This is a genomic window from Acinetobacter sp. Li1LvA2, from assembly GCF_056156705.1.
The window spans coordinates 137,184-153,876 of record NZ_JBSICF010000007.1; the positions used below are offsets into that span (position 1 = coordinate 137,184).

Sequence of the window (16,693 nt, forward strand, 5' to 3'; positions counted from 1 at the left end):
TAATTAGAACTAACGTTATTTAAAAAGACTCTCAGCCGAATATGACTGAGAGTCTTTTCATTTATTTAACTTTTGTGTTTGGTAAAAATGCGGTGGCAAACCCAAGTAATGGCAAGAATGAACATAAACCAAATACCCATTCAATGCCGTTAATATCGGCTAAATGTCCTAAGCCTGCTGCGGCAATACCACTTACCCCGAACATGAGTCCAAACATTAAACCGGCAATCATACCCACACGGCCTGGAACAGCTTCTTGTGCATACACTACCATCGCTGCAAAGGCCGATGACAACACCAAGCCTGCAATAATTGAGAAAACTGTGGTCCAGAATAAGTTTGCATACGGCATCATTAATGCGAACGGCGCCATACCAATAAATGAAACCCAAATAACTGCTTTACGGCCAATTTTGTCACCAATTGGGCCACCCGCAAATGTACCTAAAGCAACAGCAGCCAAGAATGCAAACAAATGCAATTGAGCGGTCTGGATGCTGATATGGAACTTTTGAATAAGATAAAAAGTAAAGTAGTTACTAATGCTGGCAATGTAGGTAAATTTAGCAAACATCAATAAACTAATTGTGCTCAAGGCAATAATCAGCTTACGGCCATGCAATTTACTTTGTGCTTGGTTTGCACGCGCAGCCACCTGATTTTTAGCATGACTCACTGTCCAGCGGCTTACGCCAAATAAAACCCAAATCGCTAAAAGTGCAAATATCACTAAGCCCGCAACTGCATGCTGCCCAAACGGTACAATCAGTAATGCCGCTAATAAAGGGCCAATGGCAGTACCTGTATTTCCGCCTACCTGAAAAGTCGACTGTGCTGTACCGAAGCGCCCACCCGATGCCATTCGTGCCACCCGTGAAGCTTCAGGGTGAAAAGTTGCAGAGCCTACTCCAATAAGTGCAGATGCACATAACAACACTGTAAAGCTTGGTGAAAATGCTAACAAGATAATCCCGCAGAACGTGACCATCATTCCAAGCGGTAGAAGATACGGTTTTGGATGTTTATCGGTATAAAGTCCAATCCAAGGCTGAAGCAGTGAACCTGTAATTTGATATACAAATGAAATCAGGCCAACTTGAGCAAAACTCAGCGAAAAGTTTGCTTTTAGCATTGGATAAATAGCAGGTAGCACTGCTTGAATCAAATCATTCAGTAAATGTGCGACCGCCACGGCGCCTACAATTTTAATAATCATTCCTTGAGGCTGATCATTTGCAACGGTATTGGCAATACCATCTTTCAATTGTATTGAAGACGTCATACCTGAAAAACTCCAATATTCTAAGTAAGATGCTTATTGTAAATTGTCGCTTATAAAGTTATCTTCCAATAATCATCGTATAAGTGACAATTTTTAGGATAGTTTATGTCTGATTCTCTTATTCAGTCTGATTTGTCTGAACTTGTGATTGGGCTATCTTCTGAGCATTCTTACCGAGAAATCACGCCTACACACACACATACACGTGCGCAGTTTCTGTATGCATCAACAGGGAACATTCAGGTGTTTACGCCCAATCATGTGTGGATTGTGCCGCCGATGTGTGCGTTATGGATTCCAGCAAATGTAGAGCACAGCGTGATTTCACTGAGTCACGTAAAGTTAAATACGGCATTGGTTGAAGTAAATGCAGCCGCTCTAATGGGTCAGCATTGCTTTATTATTCGAGTAAGCAACTTGTTGCATGAGCTTTTGATTCGTTTAAATGAAATTGAGCGAGAAGACACGCCAAATACAGCGACATCTCAAGAACTTTCCCGTTCTTTACAAATTTTGATTTTTGAAGAAATTCATCGTGCCAATTTATTGCCTATCCAGATTCCTTGGCCGAAAGACAAACGGTTATTAAAAATTTGCCAAGAGTTATTACATACTCCTGACCATTCAAAAGACTTAACAGATTGGGCTGACGAGATTGGTGCGAGTTCTAGAACCCTAATGCGCATGTTCCAAAAAGAAACAGGGCTATCGTATCGGGCATGGGTCCAGCAAATGCATATTGCACTTGCGTTAAGTAAAATTGCGAATGGTGAATCTATTGCTCAAGTTTCAGAGTCGCTGGGGTACACAAACCCCAGCGCGTTCAGTGCGATGTTTAAGCGACACCTAGGAAAAACACCTCAGCAATTTAGAAGTGCCGCGATGTCGCTATAAGTCTTTTTTTTAGTGCGAATCTCATGCTTTTCGAGCAAATCATCAAAATCGTGGTAGACATGCAACTCACGATCTTTCGCTGTTCTGGCATGATCTAATCGTTGTTCAGGGTCCACTAAAACAAGGGTATGGCCATCATCAATCAGACGATCTACACCTTCTAAGAACATACGTTTACCCACATCGTGGATCAGTGAAATCTGAGTTAAATCAATAACGATTGTGCTTTGATCAGTTGTCTCATCTTGTAAAATGCGCAACAACATTTCAGCTTCGGTAAATTTCAATACACCTCGAAGTACATACACACTTAATGATGCGTCTTTTCCTGTGCGGTAATGACTTTGTACAATAGTTTGTGCAGAAGGTGTACCTTCCATGAGATGTAATCCCATGTCACGAGATAATCGCTCTAAAATATCGATACCGCGTATGCTATGACCGTGCTCATCCAAACGAGGAGAGAAAGCAGCAATACTGACCTGACCCGGCAGCACACCCAAAATACCACCTGCTACACCACTCTTAGCAGGAATACCTACAGTCGACAGCCAGTCACCCGCGGCATCATACATGCCACAGCTCATCATGACACTGAGTACTTGTCTAACCACAGATCGGTTTAACAAACGCTTTCCAGTTTTAGGGTCGACCCCGCCATTGGCAAGTACACTGCCCATACGGACTAGATCTTTAACCGTAACCATGATCGCACATTGACGAATGTAACCATTCACGATATCTACAGGGTCAGTTTCTAAAATTCCGACAGTCCGCAACATATAACCGATCGAAAGATTACGGTAGGCTGTTTTGACTTCCGAATCATAAACAGACTCATCAAAACTTAATTCGCGGCCTGCAAGCTCGCTCATAAAACGGCGTAGAATTTCTGCACTATGTAAACCATGCTTGACCTGAATCAAGGAATGTACAGTAATTGCGCCAGAGTTAATCATCGGGTTTTTCGGACGACCATCTTTACCCAATGAAATTTCATTGAAGGCTTCCCCCGAAGGCTCTACCCCTACTTTCGCAAGTACTGCATCAATGCCAAGCTGTTGTAAAACATAGGCGTATACGAATGGTTTAGAAATCGACTGGATGGTGAATTCAACATTATCATCTCCAATCGAATAAATTTCACCATCTACTGTAGACATGGCTAAAGCTAATCGATCTGGATTTGCATTTGCTAACTCTGGAATATAGTCAGCTAGATGTCCGCTATTATCTACCTCACAGGCTTCTATCACATTTGCCAAATAATCTGGGAGAGGGGTTTTCATGGTCAGTAACCTTAAATGAGGAGATTTACACTTTCGATCATTTTTTCAGCACAACCTGCTGATAATATTAAAATTATAATTTTTTAGTGAAATAAAAATCACGATATAAGTATTGTAATTGCTATGTCTTATTCATTTCAAGCTCATTATAGGTTTTTCAAAACTTTAAACTGAAGATTAGCTTATTCTTTCTACAAACAAGATTCCATTTAAATGATCGACCTCATGTTGAACAATACGAGCAGGAAAACCATGAAAAATCGTTTCAACAACTTCACCCCGAAGTGTTGAATATTTAACCTTCACCATTTCTGCACGTTCAACTTGTCCGCGCTCATCAGGCACACTTAAACAACCTTCTTCCCCTAAACACACTTCGTTTGAGAACTCTAAGATTTCAGGATTTACCATCACCACAGCATCCATTTCAGGTGCATCGGGATAGCGTGGGTTCGGCCTAGAAGCCACAATAATGACGCGTTTAGAGATATAAACTTGCGGTGCGGCAATCCCTACTCCATTACGTTCGAGCATCGTTGCTTGCATGGCAGCAGCAAGCTGATAAAGCCAATCACTGTTTAACTCATTTGCCGAGACAGGAGCCGCAATCAGTTTTAAAATATCTTCACCACGCTTCGCGACAGGTAAAACTACGCTCATCCTTTGAATCTCTTATTAAACTCGATATGACAAGTTTTATTGTGTCGCTGAACAGCTCAAAAGAAAAGTCATTCCTACATCTGTTTTTGTTTCATCTAATGCGTTTTTTGTTTTAAAGCTTTTTTATTTAAGTGATGAAAATCTACACCTCTTCATAGAACAAATTTCCTCCATTTACTTTTACTTCACTTTTCCATTAATATCCAAACTTCAATTACAACAATTAAGTAAAAAAATGGATCAGGACTTAACTTTGCAGGATGCGAACTATCTTAATAAAGAAGATAAACGAACCCTTGCCCTTTCTTCATTGGGTGGAGCTTTAGAATTTTACGATTTTGTGATTTATGTATTTTACGCCAAAATCATTTCAGACCTGTTTTTCCCCAGCACGCTTAGTCCGTTTTGGGCCATGCTTAATACTTACGGTATTTTTGCAGCAGGATACTTTTTTAGGCCTTTGGGCGGGGTTGTCATGGCCCATTTTGGTGATCTGGTTGGCCGTAAAAAACTATTTTCACTTTCTATTTTACTGATGGCACTGCCTACTCTGTTTATCGGGATATTGCCGACCTTTGAAAATATCGGATATTTGGCACCGCTACTTCTATTACTCATGCGTGTGGTGCAAGGGATTGCGATTGGGGGTGAAATTCCAGCTGCTTGGACCTTTGTGTCTGAACATGTACCCGAAAGAAAAATTGGACTGGCAAATGGTTTATTGACTGCCGGACTGTCTTTAGGAATTTTATTGGGTGCGCTGATGTCTTTATGGATTTCACTGAATTTTAGTGAAGGACAAATCCATGATTGGGCATGGCGTATACCTTTCATTGCAGGTGGTATTTTTGGTCTGGTTGCACTTTATTTACGGACCTATTTAAAAGAAACACCGGTGTTTAAAGCTATGCAGGCTCGTAAAGAAATTTCAAAAGAAATGCCTGTAAAACAAGTATTAAAAACGCATAAAACAGCCGTTGCGATTGGCATGTTATTTACATGGTTTTTAACAGGCTGTGTGGTGGTGGTGATTTTAGCCATGCCCAACCTACTGATTGGTTCATTTGGTTTTGAACGCGCAGAGACTTTTGAAATGCAAAGCGCAGCTATTGTCATGCAAATGGTCGGCTGTATTTTGGCAGGTTATTTTGCTGACCGTTTCGGTTGTGGCAAAGTCATGATGGTCGGTGCACTTGCCGTCGCACTCACAGCAGCAGTTTTTTATAACAGTTTGGGGCACGCGGCACATTCAACCATTTTTGGTTTATATATGTTGTTGGGTCTATGCTCAGGTACTGTCGGCATGGTATCGAGCAGTATGGTAAAAATGTTCCCCGCGCCTGTACGTTTCTCTGGCATTTCATTTTCTTATAATTTGTCTTATGCAATTGTTGGCGGTATGACGCTGCCTTTAGTGCATTGGCTCAGTCAATATAGTGACATTGGTGCGATGTATTATATTTTCGCGCTGACCATTTTGGCCTTTGTGACTGCTTTTGTATTTTGGAATAAGTTTGAAAAAAACAGATATTAAACGCTTTAACTTATTAAATAAAAAACCACGCCGATTGCGTGGTTTTTTATTGCTGCTTACTTTAGAAAGTAAAGCCAATATTAAAGTTAATACGATATAACCATTTATCGCTGTTTGGCGAGCTTGCAGAGGTATAACCCGTTGAGTTTGTAGAACCACCAATAATGTTGGAGTTTTTACCCCACGTATAATCTGCCCAAACCATAAAGGGTGAAGCAATAAACATCATACCTGTAGTGTTCATTTGCGAGTCGGACCAATCATCACGTTTTTTATCGAGATAACTATAGTCATTATAAAATTTAATGGCTTTTAGCTTGCCCATATTGGTCACAGGCAGAGTATAGGCAAGATTTAAACTGGCAATGGTTCCTTCTGAAGCGATGAAATAGGCAGGTGTAAGACCATTCGCCCCCATCAAAGTCATATCACTATTTACACCATCCGGATTTTTAGCATCGTACTGGTAGTGGATGACCGAACTTTGTAAGTTAAAGCGTTTGTAGTTATTTTCAGTGTGCAAACCGACTGCATAATATTTGCCGTCTTTGTCAGTAATATCATTATGCAACTGAGCAATTGCCCCTGATACACCAAACTCTTGCTTCCCAAAATCAGTTTCTAACTTGCGAACAATGCGGGTATTCACCTGATTGCGCTTTTCATTCTGATAAGCTTTTTGAGATGGAAATGCATTTCCGGCTAAGTCATCATAAGTTGCACTTTCAGGTGAATAACGCAAATTCGTCTCTAGCATTTGCGGGTAATAACCGAGTTTTACATCCCAATCTTTGTCGTGATAATTCCAGTTGATCCCTGGCGCAATATTATTGCCATAACCTAAAAAGAATGGAATGTGATAGGTCCAGCCATTTTGAGGATAGGGATAAATCGTAAAAGGTTTATAAACCAGACCTGCTTCAATGCTGTTATTGGCATTTAAGTTATAGCCGACATATGCTTTTTCAATGGACGTTTTCTGTTGGTCTTGAACCATATAACTGGCATTGATGTAAGTATCATCAAACTTACCTTTTAAGTCCACCTTAAAAATATCAAAATGAAGCTTACCAAAACCACGGTTTGGCCCTTCCCAATCTTCATAGCGTTGATTTAACCGAACCACCCCACCTAACTTTAATGAGTCGGTGCCATCATCACTTTTCCATTCGAGCAATGAATCTTTTGCAAAAGCATTGACGCTTACCCCCAGCGTAAGCGGTGCAATGAATGCCATGATCAATGAAGTCTTTTTCATCTCTACATCCTTGATTGAGTTCCAGCGTCCTGCTGGAACTTTATTTGTTTTACCTGTAAAACTTAGTTTTTATTGTTTTTTAGACAAAAAATTTTATCTAAAAAAAGGATGGCTTAGCAGCTCCCATCGCATATGTACTAAACCATCCAAACTGGTTAATACAGTTTCTTTTGCGGTGGACCCGCAAAGTTTAATGGCCCAATCGAGTTCATATCGAGCTCAATCACAGTTGGTCCTTCAAAAGCGACAGCCTCTTGAATAACCGTTTTAAACTCATCTGCACTACCCACTTTCCAGCTCTTCACACCCATTGATTCGCCAAGAAGTTTGTAGTCTGGTGTATGTAATTCATTGAAATACTGGCGACCACCAAAGTAATTATTTTGAATGCCACGCATTACACCATAACCACCGTCATTCATAATCATAAGAACCATGTTGGTGTTTTCTTGCACCATGGTTGCAATCTCACCAATGCCAAGCATTAAGCCGCCATCGCCGACCAAACCAATTACTTTTTTGTCAGGGTTAGCAACTGAGGCACCGATTGCTGTTGCAAGACCTAAACCAATTGCACCCGCAAGTGAATGGATATTTTGGTTTGGTGCTTGTACAGGGAATAAACGGCTCCCCCATGTGCTTCCCGACATGGTGATGTCTCGTACAAAAATGCCGTCTTGAGGTAAAGCTGCACGTAAGTGATCACAAATCAAAGCGTATTGGTCGATTTGTTTACGCAGTGCATCAATTGCAGCTTGTTTAGCAGCCACTACAGCAGCATCGTAGTCAGCATCAACTTTTGAAGTTCCTTGAAGCTGTTCTAACACACGTGTTAAGACATCTTTAGCATCGCCACAAATGAAGTTGCGGATTTTGTAATTACGTTGCTGAGCCACAGGGTTAGCATCAACCTGAATAATATTTTCAGGAAACTCAACCGAATAGGTTTTAGTTTCATTACTACGTAAACGGGAACCCACCACAACCATTAAGTCAGCATCTTTTAATAGTTGCTCAACACCTGCCGAGTTATGGAATGCACCTAAACTACGTGGATGATCATCTGCCAACACACCGCGGCCGTGCGTAGATGAAACAACCGGAATACCTAAATCTGCAATTGCTTTAACTTCGGCAACACTATTTAAAGTTCCACCGCCAATCCAGAAAATTGGGTGTTTTGCTTTTTTAATTTCACTCACAAGAAGGTCAATTTCAGCTTGCTCCGCCTGAGGTAATTCAAGCGCTTTCACTGGCCCAAGATTAAGTGGCAAATCAATTTCTGCTGCTTGTACATCAATTGGTAACTCAACACTAACCGGACCCATTGGAACAGTCGTTGCCACACGGATGGCTTCACGAATCACACCAACAGCATTGTCTGGACTAGTAATGCGAAATGCCGCTTTGCTTGATGCACGTAAAAACGTAAGTTGGTCTTTAGTTTCATGAATGAAACTAGCATCACGGTCGAGATATTCACGCTCAACCTGACCAGTTAAATGCAATACAGGGCTACCCGCATTCATTGCTTCAATGAGTGAACCCACCGCATTACCAGCCCCAGCACCTGTACTGGTCAACGCCACACCTAGGCCTTTAAAGCGTGAGTGTGCATCTGCCATGGTGACCGCACCCGCTTCACCACGGGCTGCGACAAAGCGCATTTTTTCACGGCGTCCTACTGCATCGGCAATAGGTAAATTGTGGATGGAAATAACACCATAAATACTATCAACTTGGTGCGCTTCTAAAACTCTTGCGATTGCTTCGCCTACATTTACACGTTCAGTCATGTCTGTTCCTCAAAATTTGTTTTCAGTCCTTGAATTTATTAATCGCACCAAGGGTTAGGCTGTTCATTCAGCCCCATATAAATACTCTTTTGTTGCATGTACGATAAAATGCCCAAACGGCCTTTTTCGCGCCCGATACCACTGTCTTTAAAGCCACCAAACGGCGCACTAATCGAGAACTTTTTGTAGGTATTAATCCATACCGTCCCTACTTCTAATGCACGTGCGATGCGCCAAGCTTTACGATAGCTTTCAGTCCAGATACCTGCGGCAAGACCAAAACAACTGTCATTGGCTTGGGTAATTAAATCTTGCTCATTGTCATATTTCATAACGACTAAAACAGGGCCAAAAATTTCTTCCTGACAGGTTTGAGCACTGTTATTTAAGCCCGTGATAATGGTCGGTAAGTAATAACTTCCTTTGGCATAGTCACCAGTCGTAAGTGCCTCACCACCAATCAGAACTTGACCACCTTCGCTTTTGGCAAGCTGTACATAGCGGTCAACTGACTGCAAATGTTTGTCATTCACTAGTGGCCCTAAATGCACACCCGCTTGTTCCGGATGGCCCACACGTAAGCCTTTGGTAATTTCAACCAAACGCGTTAAAAACTGATCGTAAAGACTGCTATGAATAAACAAGCGAGAACCTGCGATACACGCTTGGCCTGCCGAGCTAAAAATACCGTACGCGACACCTTTAGCTGCCAGTTCAACGTCTGCATCTGGCAAAACGATTGTTGGTGACTTTCCACCTAGCTCAAGCGAAGTAGTAATCAGTTTATCTGCAGCAATATGTGCCAAATGACGACCCGTGGTTGTTCCACCCGTAAAAGAGATTTTACGAACCAATGGGTGCTGGGCAATTGCATCACCAATTACAGAACCACGACCCACTAGCACGCTGAGTAAGCCTTTTGGTAAACCTGCTTCTTCAAAAATTTTGGCAAGCTCTAAAGCAATCAGTGAAGTCGCTTCTGCTGGTTTTAACACCACGGCATTTCCTGCTGCTAAAGCTGGAGCAAGCTTTTGAACTTCACTTGCAATTGGAGAGTTCCAAGGTGTGATTGCTGCCACAACACCCACTGGTTCATGCACACTCATGGTCATGAAGTCTGGAGCACGTTGAGTGGTGAGCTCATCATTCATTGTTTCACATGCCGCTGCAACATAGCGTGCAGTCGCCGCAGCGCTCATGACCAAGCCACGAGTTTCGGTTAAAGGCTTACCATTATCGCGTGTTTGTAATTTTGCTAATTCATCGACACGCGCTTCAATAATGTCTGCAACTTTGTAGAGAATCCGTGCGCGCTCATGCGGCAAGCTGTTTCTCCAGCTCGGTTGACGCCAAGCCTGGTCCGCTTTTTCAATTGCTTCATTTACATCTTCAAGCGTTGCTGTTGAAAGCTCAGCGTTTACCGACTGATCTGCCGGAAACAGGCTTTGAATGACTGCACCACGGCCTACTCGCCATTCACCTGCAATATAAATTTCCTTTGCCATGATCAAATCCTTCTTAAATCTGTATTGCTTCTACACTGTTGCGACAAGCACGAATCACGCTAAGCGCAGCCAAAGTTGATGTTTTCGGGTTACTTGGCAACGGCACACCCACCAGTTCAATGGTCATTTGTCCAAAGCCACCTTCTGCCACAATGGTGTGTTTGTTTTTGTTGATGGTTGGGTCAACAGTTAACTCGACCATGGTTTCATCCATTCCAAGCCCTGCAAGTGCAATGGTTGCTGCAACGTTGGCATTGGCTGGAAATTTGGTCGCAGCTTCACGGGCAGTTCCTGTGAAAAAGACCATAGCTTCAGAAACATGATCTAAATCCACCAATTGCTCTGCATAACTACCCTTCCAGCTTTTTGGACTTTTACAGCCTTTGTAAGTGACTTTTTGCAAGCCACCTTCTTTAGCTGCAGAAATACCGTCAATACCTGCGATAGCGCCTGCCAGTAAATGCAGATGGGCATCATTTTTTTCGGCAGTTTGCTTAAGCTGAACCAAAAACTCGTTATCAGCTAAAGTACCCACCGAGATCAAACCAATGGTCCAGCCTTTCGCTAAAACTTTTTGAGCATGCTCTTTCACAGCTGCTTGACCTGCCACCTCAATGACATAGTCTGGCGTACCATCACATTGCTCAATATCGGAAATCACCTGAATCTCGGAAGAGACTTGTGACTGCACTTTTTCAATACTGCGAGATGGCACGACAATCCATTTGAGTTGCAGATCTTGAGGCAAGTGGGCATACACTTCTGCTGCCATTGCGCCAAAACCAATCATCATCAACTTTTTCATGACAGCACCTGATATTTATAAATGTTTATTAAAACCACCCGAGACATCTATTGCCGAACCTGTGGTGTAAGATGCCAATGGTGATGCCAAGAAAACCAAAGCACGTGCAGGTTCTTCTGGACGACCTAAACGTTGCATTGGGATACCGCGATTTTTTGCGATATTGCCTGTCCACTCTTCCCATGACAGATTTAAATCTGAACGAGTTTCATAGCGGCGTTTCCACTGCGCAGATTCGACCATACCCAGTAAAATCGAGTTCACACGAACACCATATTGAGTAAATTCATGCGCCAACGAATGGGTTAAATTCAATAAAGCAGCGCGTGCAGATGAAGTCGCAATCATGTGAGGTTCCGGTTGCAATGCCAGTAATGAGTTCACATTAGTAATTGAGGCATTTGCCGACTGTTTTAAGTCATCAAGAAAAGCCCGTACCGGATGTAAAACACTGAAATATTTCAGTTCAATTTCTTTCATCCAGTCTTCATCTTGCGTATTTTCAAAATTTGAAACACGACCTTGCCCAGCATTGTTAATGAGCATGTCCACATTGCCCAAATTGAGTTTGACCTCTTTGGCAAATTGCTGAACTTCTTCTTTTTTCAATACATTGCATGCTTTAGTAAAAATATTGGCATGTGGAAATTTTTCTAAAATATAGTGCTTAGAAGCATTTAAACGTTCTTCATCGCGACCACACCAAGCAACTTTTGCACCCTCTGCAACCAGTATTTCAACAGCAGCTAGCCCAATCCCAGATGAGCCACCGGTAACAACTGCAACTTTTCCTTCAACTTGGAAGCTCATAATCCTTAATCTCTCTTACGATTGTTCCTGAATCGTCAACATAATTTGGTTAAATGCTTGCGGTTGGTCGACATAACTTAAATGTCCTGCATCTTCTATGACGAAGCGCTGTTCCAACTGCAATTCCTGAGCAAGCTCTTGTATACCTAACGCAGGAGTGATTTGATCTTGCTGCCCTGCAATGACTGTGCATGGGACTTTTAAATGGGTTAAGTAATTACGTATTTCGTCATAGGCAAGTAAGTACGATGCATGGGTAAAACCCTGTAGAGTCAACTGTTGCATCACTTCTGAAACTAAAGCTAAGGCTTGTGGCTCTTGTTTATAAATCAAATGGGGTCCACGGCTTTCAGCCATGCCTTTAGCACCTAACTCTTTCAACATTTTTGGTCTTTTTTCAAAAACCTGAATTTGTGTCTGTTCATCGTGGCGTTGGTAGCCTTGAGCTAAGTTAGCGACAACCAAGTGTTCCACTCGCTCTGGGTAAAGTGCAGCAAATGCACTCGCCTGTAAGGCACCTAATGAGTGTCCAACCACAATGGCTTTTTCAATTTTTAAAACATCAAACAATGCAGCTAAACGCTTTGCGTAGTCGGTTGCATTAGGTTGATCAGTTAAAAGTTCATCTGATTTGCCATAGCCCGGTGCATCCCAGGCAATGACATGAAAATGATGAGACAACACTTCAAGTTGGTTCACCCATGAAGCAGAACCTGAACTAATGCCATGCAACAGCACAAGGTACTCGCCCTGACCAGCTTCCCGATAAGCTTGTTGCTGACCTTGAACAGTCATGGTTTTCACCGGAAATTCTGCTAACTTTTCAATGAGTGTCATCATTTTTAATTCTTTCCTTTCATTCACTTCATCAAACAATTAACGTTTGATTTGAGACAATGGATGCTCTGGTGGATAGTTCGGAATGGTTGGTTTACCTGTTCCCAACATCACACACATCAAGGCATCTTCTTGACCTGGGTTAAATAAACCACGGTAAATTCCCGGTGGAATTGAAATCAGGTCACGCTCTTTTAAGCGGGTCTCAAATTTTTCGCCGTTGTGCTCAATAAACAAATCAATTTCGCCGCGGAGCATAAAGAAAACTTCTTCAACATCGTGGTGAATGTGCAAAGGGCCTTCACACTGTGGTGGCAGAACCATGGTTGAAAATGTGAAGTTTTCTGCCGGAACGGTGTTACCGTCATTTGCAACACCTGTTGCACCCGTACCCATGTAACGCATTTGTGCACGGCGATATTTCGGGTCGTAATCTGCTTGGAACTTCAAAGCATCAAAGTCATATTTACGTGTCTCAAAGCGAGCAATACGCGTGTTTAACCACTCTTCTAATGAAGCATTTTCTGGTTGTGCCCACGATTCGAATTGTTGTGTAGTCATTTTTTAAACTCCTATACAGTGAATTAATAACGTTTTAAAAGAGGAACCAAGAACAACGACCCAATGACAGCGACAGCAGCCAAGAAGGTAATTCCTAAATTAAAACTGTGTGTTTGCATCACGATGTAACCGATAAGAACAGGCGCAATTGCACTTGCAAAATTACCTAACCCATTAAATATTCCACCCGCAGTCGCCCCTACATTTGAGGTCGTCACTCTTGCAAGCAGAGCAAATACAGCTGCGACTCCAAAACCCCACGCCATCGCGCTTAAAGACATGGCAGCAATAATCAATAATGGCTCAGTCATAATGACCATCACATACATGAAGATGCCCGCGAGTAATAAACCGCTAAATACTTGAATTGCTCGACGGCCTAACTTGTCAGATAAGAACGCACCGATGATTTCGCCAATTAACATGGCAATGAATGGAAAGCTTGAATACATCCCAAACTCTTTGAGATTGAATCCTTTGTCTTGCATAAGATAAGAAGGAACCCAACTGTTTAAGCCCCACAAATACGTCATCAATGCAATGTTAAAGAGACACACCAACCAGAATGCGCTGTTGCTTAAGAGCAATTTAGTATTGGCAATGTGACCTTTGAAATTGGTACGTTTACTCTCACCATCAATTTCGACAGTTTTCTTGAGCTGCAAGTTACGTAAACCAAAAACAATGCTGAAAATGGCAATGAGTGTTAAACCAGCCATAACAAAAAACGTGGTGTGCCAGTCATGGTGCGCTAAAACATTTGCAGTGATTGGAAACCCAAGAAATGCACCAATCGGTGTTCCAAGTAAGAACATGGTTGAAGCACGTGCTTGCTGATGATCTGTGTAAGTCTGCTTAACAATGGTGTATGCCAAGGCAAATAGCGGACCCTCTGCTAAACCGAGCAGTACACGTAAAATCAACATGCCTGAATAACTGGTGGTGAAGCCCATGCAAAACATGAGTAAACCCCAAGAGGTCACACTCCAGAACAGCATTTTCTTTGGGTTAAAGATGTCCCCCAAAAAGCTTAGAAAAACTGATGAAAAACCATAAGCAAGTAAGAAACTTGTCATGAGCCATCCAAGCTTGGCCTTATCTTCAGCAATTCCCATTGCACTTTGAAAATGTGGATCTGAAAATAAAACCGCAATACTAATCTTGTCGAAAAACGCCAGTACCACACACACCATAAGGACAAAAGCAGGTACCCAATGCTTTAATCCACTTTTTTCTTCATTACTCATGTGTCATTCCTTCGATTTGGTAATGAGAACCAGATTTAATGTTTACGGTTTTAACTTCATGACATTAAATTCAGAATCTGCTAACAGTTTTGGATCTAAAATGGTGTTGGCTTGCATCCAACGTTTTGCCAGTTTGATCAGTTTAGAATCATTAATGGCAATCATGTTGAGCAAACGATTTTCATGGTCCAGATATAAATAGCTCACCTGATCTTCACCGCCATGGCGAATCACCAATTCTTTAGTTTTTTCAGGTTGATACGTTCCTAAAATTTGAATATTGAAGTGATATTGATCAGACCAAAGCCATGGAATATCAGTGTATTCTGTTTCAATTCCAAGCATCGATTTCGCTGCGGCAATCGCCTGATTTTGTGCATTTGCCCAAGACTGAATGCAATAGCCCAAACCCGGATGAATCGCGACATCACCTGCGGCATAAATGTTTTGATCTGAGGTTTGTCCAAAACAATTCACCACAATGCCATCTTTCACATCGAGACCAGCGTGTACACCTAACTCTTTGGCAATGTCAGCGCCCGCACCTACCACGACACAGTCAAATAACTGACTATTTTGAGGATGGTTCACCACTTCAACTTTTTGGTTAGGCGCTTCAACCAAATGAAGGCTCTTGCTGTCTAAGTGAATTTTTGTGCCTTGGGTCTCATGCATATTTTTTAAAAATGTAGAAACTTCCGGACTCACACTTCTTGCGCATAAACGGTCGCCATATTCAAAAATATGAACATCTTTACCTTGCTTACGTGCAGTTGCAGCAATTTCTAAACCAATCCAGCCACCGCCGATCACAGCGACATTTTTTGCATTCTTTAAAATTTCTGCCAAACGTTCACAGTCACGCACATTGCGTAAGGTCACAACATTTGGAATAAACTGCCATGTATTGACCGGTAGACGTGCACGGCTTCCGGTTGCAATTAGTAATTTGTCATATGGCAAAATCTGGCCACTTTCTAAATGAACCTGTTTTTGCTCACGGTCGACTTTTGTTGCAATTTCCGGTTTATGCCATTGAACGTTGAACTCTTGAACCTGTTCAGGAGAGAACAGATTCAAACTTTCATAAGTTGCTTCTTTTGAAAGCACTTGTTTAGACAATGGCGGACGCTCATAAAACACTTGATCTTCATTTGAAACCACGTGAATTTCGCCCACATACCCATTTTGACGTAAGGTACTTACTGCCCAGCCCGCTGCCTGTCCAGCACCTACAATTACGATCTTTTCCATAGCCATCTTCCTTGTAAAGCAATCCCTGTTAAACAGGCTTCACCTGACGGCGGGTTGTATCATCAAGACCACCTTCAATCGCCCACTCGGTGAAAAGCTCTAGACGATGTTCTTCTACACGAGGTTGCCATTCTTCGGTCAAATAATCATCGTTGGTGTAATATTCAAATGCACCACCTAATGGTGAGTTGACGTACCAGAAATAAGCAGAAGAAATTGGATGACGTCCCGGCCCAATGAAAGTTGACCATTCCGAACGATTCATATTTAAACCGCCCCCAATCACCTCATGAATATCACGAACGACAAACGCAACGTGATTTAAACCAGCAGGTTTATTTGGAACACTGAGCAAGAATAAATCATGGTGATAACCTTCACCGCGGCAACGCAAGAATGCACCACGATTTTTATAGGCATCCGATAAATGAAAGCCTACTTTTTCAATATAGAAGTTTTCAGTTGTTGCCAAATCTGGTGTGAAGAACACTACATGCCCAATCGCAACAGGCTGACCTTTTTCATAGACAGGACTTGCTGCATTGACACGTTGAATGTTGCCGTATTGGTTAATACCTTCCGTTTTAAGTTCTGGTACTTCTTTTACAAAACTTTGTTCAAAACGAATGGTCATGCCATTTGGGTCAAGACACTGAACTGTATTTTCAGAACGTTTAAAACCTTCTACATCAGCCAAACGTACTGCTAAGTCTTCGAGGTCTTGTGTGCTTTCAACGCCCCACGTGACTTCACGTAAAGTTGAACCTTGTTCAATGGCAGCAGGCAAACGGTCATCATCACAATTAAATAAATAAATTTTGCTACCGTTTTGAGTCTGGTAAAGATCAGCGCCTTCAATATCCGAAGTACTTTGGCTTAAACCAAAATCTGCCAAAAACTTGTTTGAAGCGGCTCTATCTTCAACTCCAAACTTTAAAATCTCGATCCCTGTAATCATTTG

The 16,693-nt window shown here is 42.0% G+C and carries 15 protein-coding genes; 2 read left to right on the forward strand and 13 right to left on the reverse strand.

Annotation, left to right across the window (positions count from 1 at the left end; all coding sequences use genetic code 11):
- Window positions 1-61: 61 nt before the first annotated feature.
- Complete coding sequence (locus tag ACS604_RS14495; protein WP_474772052.1) at window positions 62-1,282, reverse strand: MFS transporter; 1,221 nt, start codon at window positions 1,280-1,282, stop codon at window positions 62-64.
- 105 nt (window positions 1,283-1,387) lie between these two features.
- Between ACS604_RS14495 and ACS604_RS14500 the strand changes: the two genes are divergently transcribed.
- Window positions 1,388-2,176, forward strand: a complete 789-nt coding sequence (locus ACS604_RS14500; RefSeq protein WP_353156592.1) for an AraC family transcriptional regulator — start codon at window positions 1,388-1,390, stop codon at window positions 2,174-2,176.
- On the opposite strand, the gene ACS604_RS14505 is transcribed toward ACS604_RS14500, so the two are convergent.
- Both ACS604_RS14505 and def read right to left on the reverse strand, forming a co-directional pair.
- A complete protein-coding gene (locus ACS604_RS14505) occupies window positions 2,143-3,465 on the reverse strand; it encodes a glutaminase (protein WP_174759344.1) in 1,323 nt (440 codons plus the stop codon). The genes ACS604_RS14500 and ACS604_RS14505 overlap by 34 nt on opposite strands.
- Before the next feature lie 177 nt (window positions 3,466-3,642).
- The gene (gene def / locus ACS604_RS14510) at window positions 3,643-4,125 is read right to left on the reverse strand and encodes a peptide deformylase (RefSeq protein ID WP_474772053.1); all 483 of its coding nucleotides are present in this window, start codon (window positions 4,123-4,125) and stop codon (window positions 3,643-3,645) included.
- 235 nt (window positions 4,126-4,360) lie between these two features.
- On the opposite strand from def, the gene ACS604_RS14515 reads away from it, so the two are divergent.
- Entirely contained in the window at window positions 4,361-5,659 is a 1,299-nt protein-coding gene (locus ACS604_RS14515; RefSeq protein ID WP_474772054.1) for an MFS transporter, read from the forward strand.
- 61 nt (window positions 5,660-5,720) lie between these two features.
- Here the strand turns inward: ACS604_RS14515 and ACS604_RS14520 are convergent, their stop codons facing one another.
- From ACS604_RS14520 to ACS604_RS14565, 10 genes are all read right to left on the reverse strand, one after another.
- On the reverse strand, window positions 5,721-6,917 hold the full coding sequence (locus ACS604_RS14520) for a hypothetical protein (RefSeq protein WP_474772055.1): 1,197 nt from the start codon (window positions 6,915-6,917) through the stop codon (window positions 5,721-5,723).
- Window positions 6,918-7,072: 155 nt separating this feature from the next.
- Window positions 7,073-8,713, reverse strand: a complete 1,641-nt coding sequence (locus ACS604_RS14525) for a thiamine pyrophosphate-binding protein (protein WP_151963394.1) — start codon at window positions 8,711-8,713, stop codon at window positions 7,073-7,075.
- Window positions 8,714-8,751: 38 nt separating this feature from the next.
- A complete protein-coding gene (locus ACS604_RS14530) occupies window positions 8,752-10,218 on the reverse strand; it encodes an aldehyde dehydrogenase (RefSeq protein ID WP_474772056.1) in 1,467 nt (488 codons plus the stop codon).
- 13 nt (window positions 10,219-10,231) lie between these two features.
- Window positions 10,232-11,023: an aspartate dehydrogenase gene (locus ACS604_RS14535; RefSeq protein ID WP_474772057.1), complete on the reverse strand. Its 792-nt coding sequence runs from the start codon at window positions 11,021-11,023 to the stop codon at window positions 10,232-10,234.
- A gap of 15 nt (window positions 11,024-11,038) precedes the next feature.
- A complete protein-coding gene (locus ACS604_RS14540; RefSeq protein ID WP_000009973.1) occupies window positions 11,039-11,833 on the reverse strand; it encodes an SDR family oxidoreductase in 795 nt (264 codons plus the stop codon).
- A 15-nt stretch (window positions 11,834-11,848) separates the two neighbouring features.
- Window positions 11,849-12,673, reverse strand: coding sequence for an alpha/beta fold hydrolase (locus tag ACS604_RS14545; protein ID WP_004794025.1), 825 nt, complete (start codon window positions 12,671-12,673; stop codon window positions 11,849-11,851).
- A 36-nt stretch (window positions 12,674-12,709) separates the two neighbouring features.
- Window positions 12,710-13,231, reverse strand: coding sequence for a cupin domain-containing protein (locus ACS604_RS14550; RefSeq protein ID WP_004794027.1), 522 nt, complete (start codon window positions 13,229-13,231; stop codon window positions 12,710-12,712).
- Window positions 13,232-13,254: 23 nt separating this feature from the next.
- Complete coding sequence (locus ACS604_RS14555; protein ID WP_144733237.1) at window positions 13,255-14,478, reverse strand: MFS transporter; 1,224 nt, start codon at window positions 14,476-14,478, stop codon at window positions 13,255-13,257.
- 42 nt (window positions 14,479-14,520) lie between these two features.
- On the reverse strand, window positions 14,521-15,732 hold the full coding sequence (locus ACS604_RS14560) for an NAD(P)/FAD-dependent oxidoreductase (protein ID WP_474772061.1): 1,212 nt from the start codon (window positions 15,730-15,732) through the stop codon (window positions 14,521-14,523).
- Window positions 15,733-15,760: 28 nt separating this feature from the next.
- Window positions 15,761-16,690, reverse strand: coding sequence for a VOC family protein (locus tag ACS604_RS14565; RefSeq protein WP_443271575.1), 930 nt, complete (start codon window positions 16,688-16,690; stop codon window positions 15,761-15,763).
- Between the last annotated feature and the right edge of the window lie 3 nt (window positions 16,691-16,693).

Excerpts from the sequence above, each read along its gene's own strand:
- ACS604_RS14495 (WP_474772052.1), bottom strand. The coding sequence starts at position 1,282 with ATGACGTCTTCAATACAATTGAAAGATGGTATTGCCAATACCGTTGCA.
- ACS604_RS14500 (WP_353156592.1), top strand. The coding sequence starts at position 1,388 with ATGTCTGATTCTCTTATTCAGTCTGATTTGTCTGAACTTGTGATTGGG.
- ACS604_RS14505 (WP_174759344.1), bottom strand. The coding sequence starts at position 3,465 with ATGAAAACCCCTCTCCCAGATTATTTGGCAAATGTGATAGAAGCCTGT.
- def (WP_474772053.1), bottom strand. The coding sequence starts at position 4,125 with ATGAGCGTAGTTTTACCTGTCGCGAAGCGTGGTGAAGATATTTTAAAA.
- ACS604_RS14515 (WP_474772054.1), top strand. The coding sequence starts at position 4,361 with ATGGATCAGGACTTAACTTTGCAGGATGCGAACTATCTTAATAAAGAA.
- ACS604_RS14520 (WP_474772055.1), bottom strand. The coding sequence starts at position 6,917 with ATGAAAAAGACTTCATTGATCATGGCATTCATTGCACCGCTTACGCTG.
- ACS604_RS14525 (WP_151963394.1), bottom strand. The coding sequence starts at position 8,713 with ATGACTGAACGTGTAAATGTAGGCGAAGCAATCGCAAGAGTTTTAGAA.
- ACS604_RS14530 (WP_474772056.1), bottom strand. The coding sequence starts at position 10,218 with ATGGCAAAGGAAATTTATATTGCAGGTGAATGGCGAGTAGGCCGTGGT.
- ACS604_RS14535 (WP_474772057.1), bottom strand. The coding sequence starts at position 11,023 with ATGAAAAAGTTGATGATGATTGGTTTTGGCGCAATGGCAGCAGAAGTG.
- ACS604_RS14540 (WP_000009973.1), bottom strand. The coding sequence starts at position 11,833 with ATGAGCTTCCAAGTTGAAGGAAAAGTTGCAGTTGTTACCGGTGGCTCA.
- ACS604_RS14545 (WP_004794025.1), bottom strand. The coding sequence starts at position 12,673 with ATGATGACACTCATTGAAAAGTTAGCAGAATTTCCGGTGAAAACCATG.
- ACS604_RS14550 (WP_004794027.1), bottom strand. The coding sequence starts at position 13,231 with ATGACTACACAACAATTCGAATCGTGGGCACAACCAGAAAATGCTTCA.
- ACS604_RS14555 (WP_144733237.1), bottom strand. The coding sequence starts at position 14,478 with ATGAGTAATGAAGAAAAAAGTGGATTAAAGCATTGGGTACCTGCTTTT.
- ACS604_RS14560 (WP_474772061.1), bottom strand. The coding sequence starts at position 15,732 with ATGGAAAAGATCGTAATTGTAGGTGCTGGACAGGCAGCGGGCTGGGCA.
- ACS604_RS14565 (WP_443271575.1), bottom strand. The coding sequence starts at position 16,690 with ATGATTACAGGGATCGAGATTTTAAAGTTTGGAGTTGAAGATAGAGCC.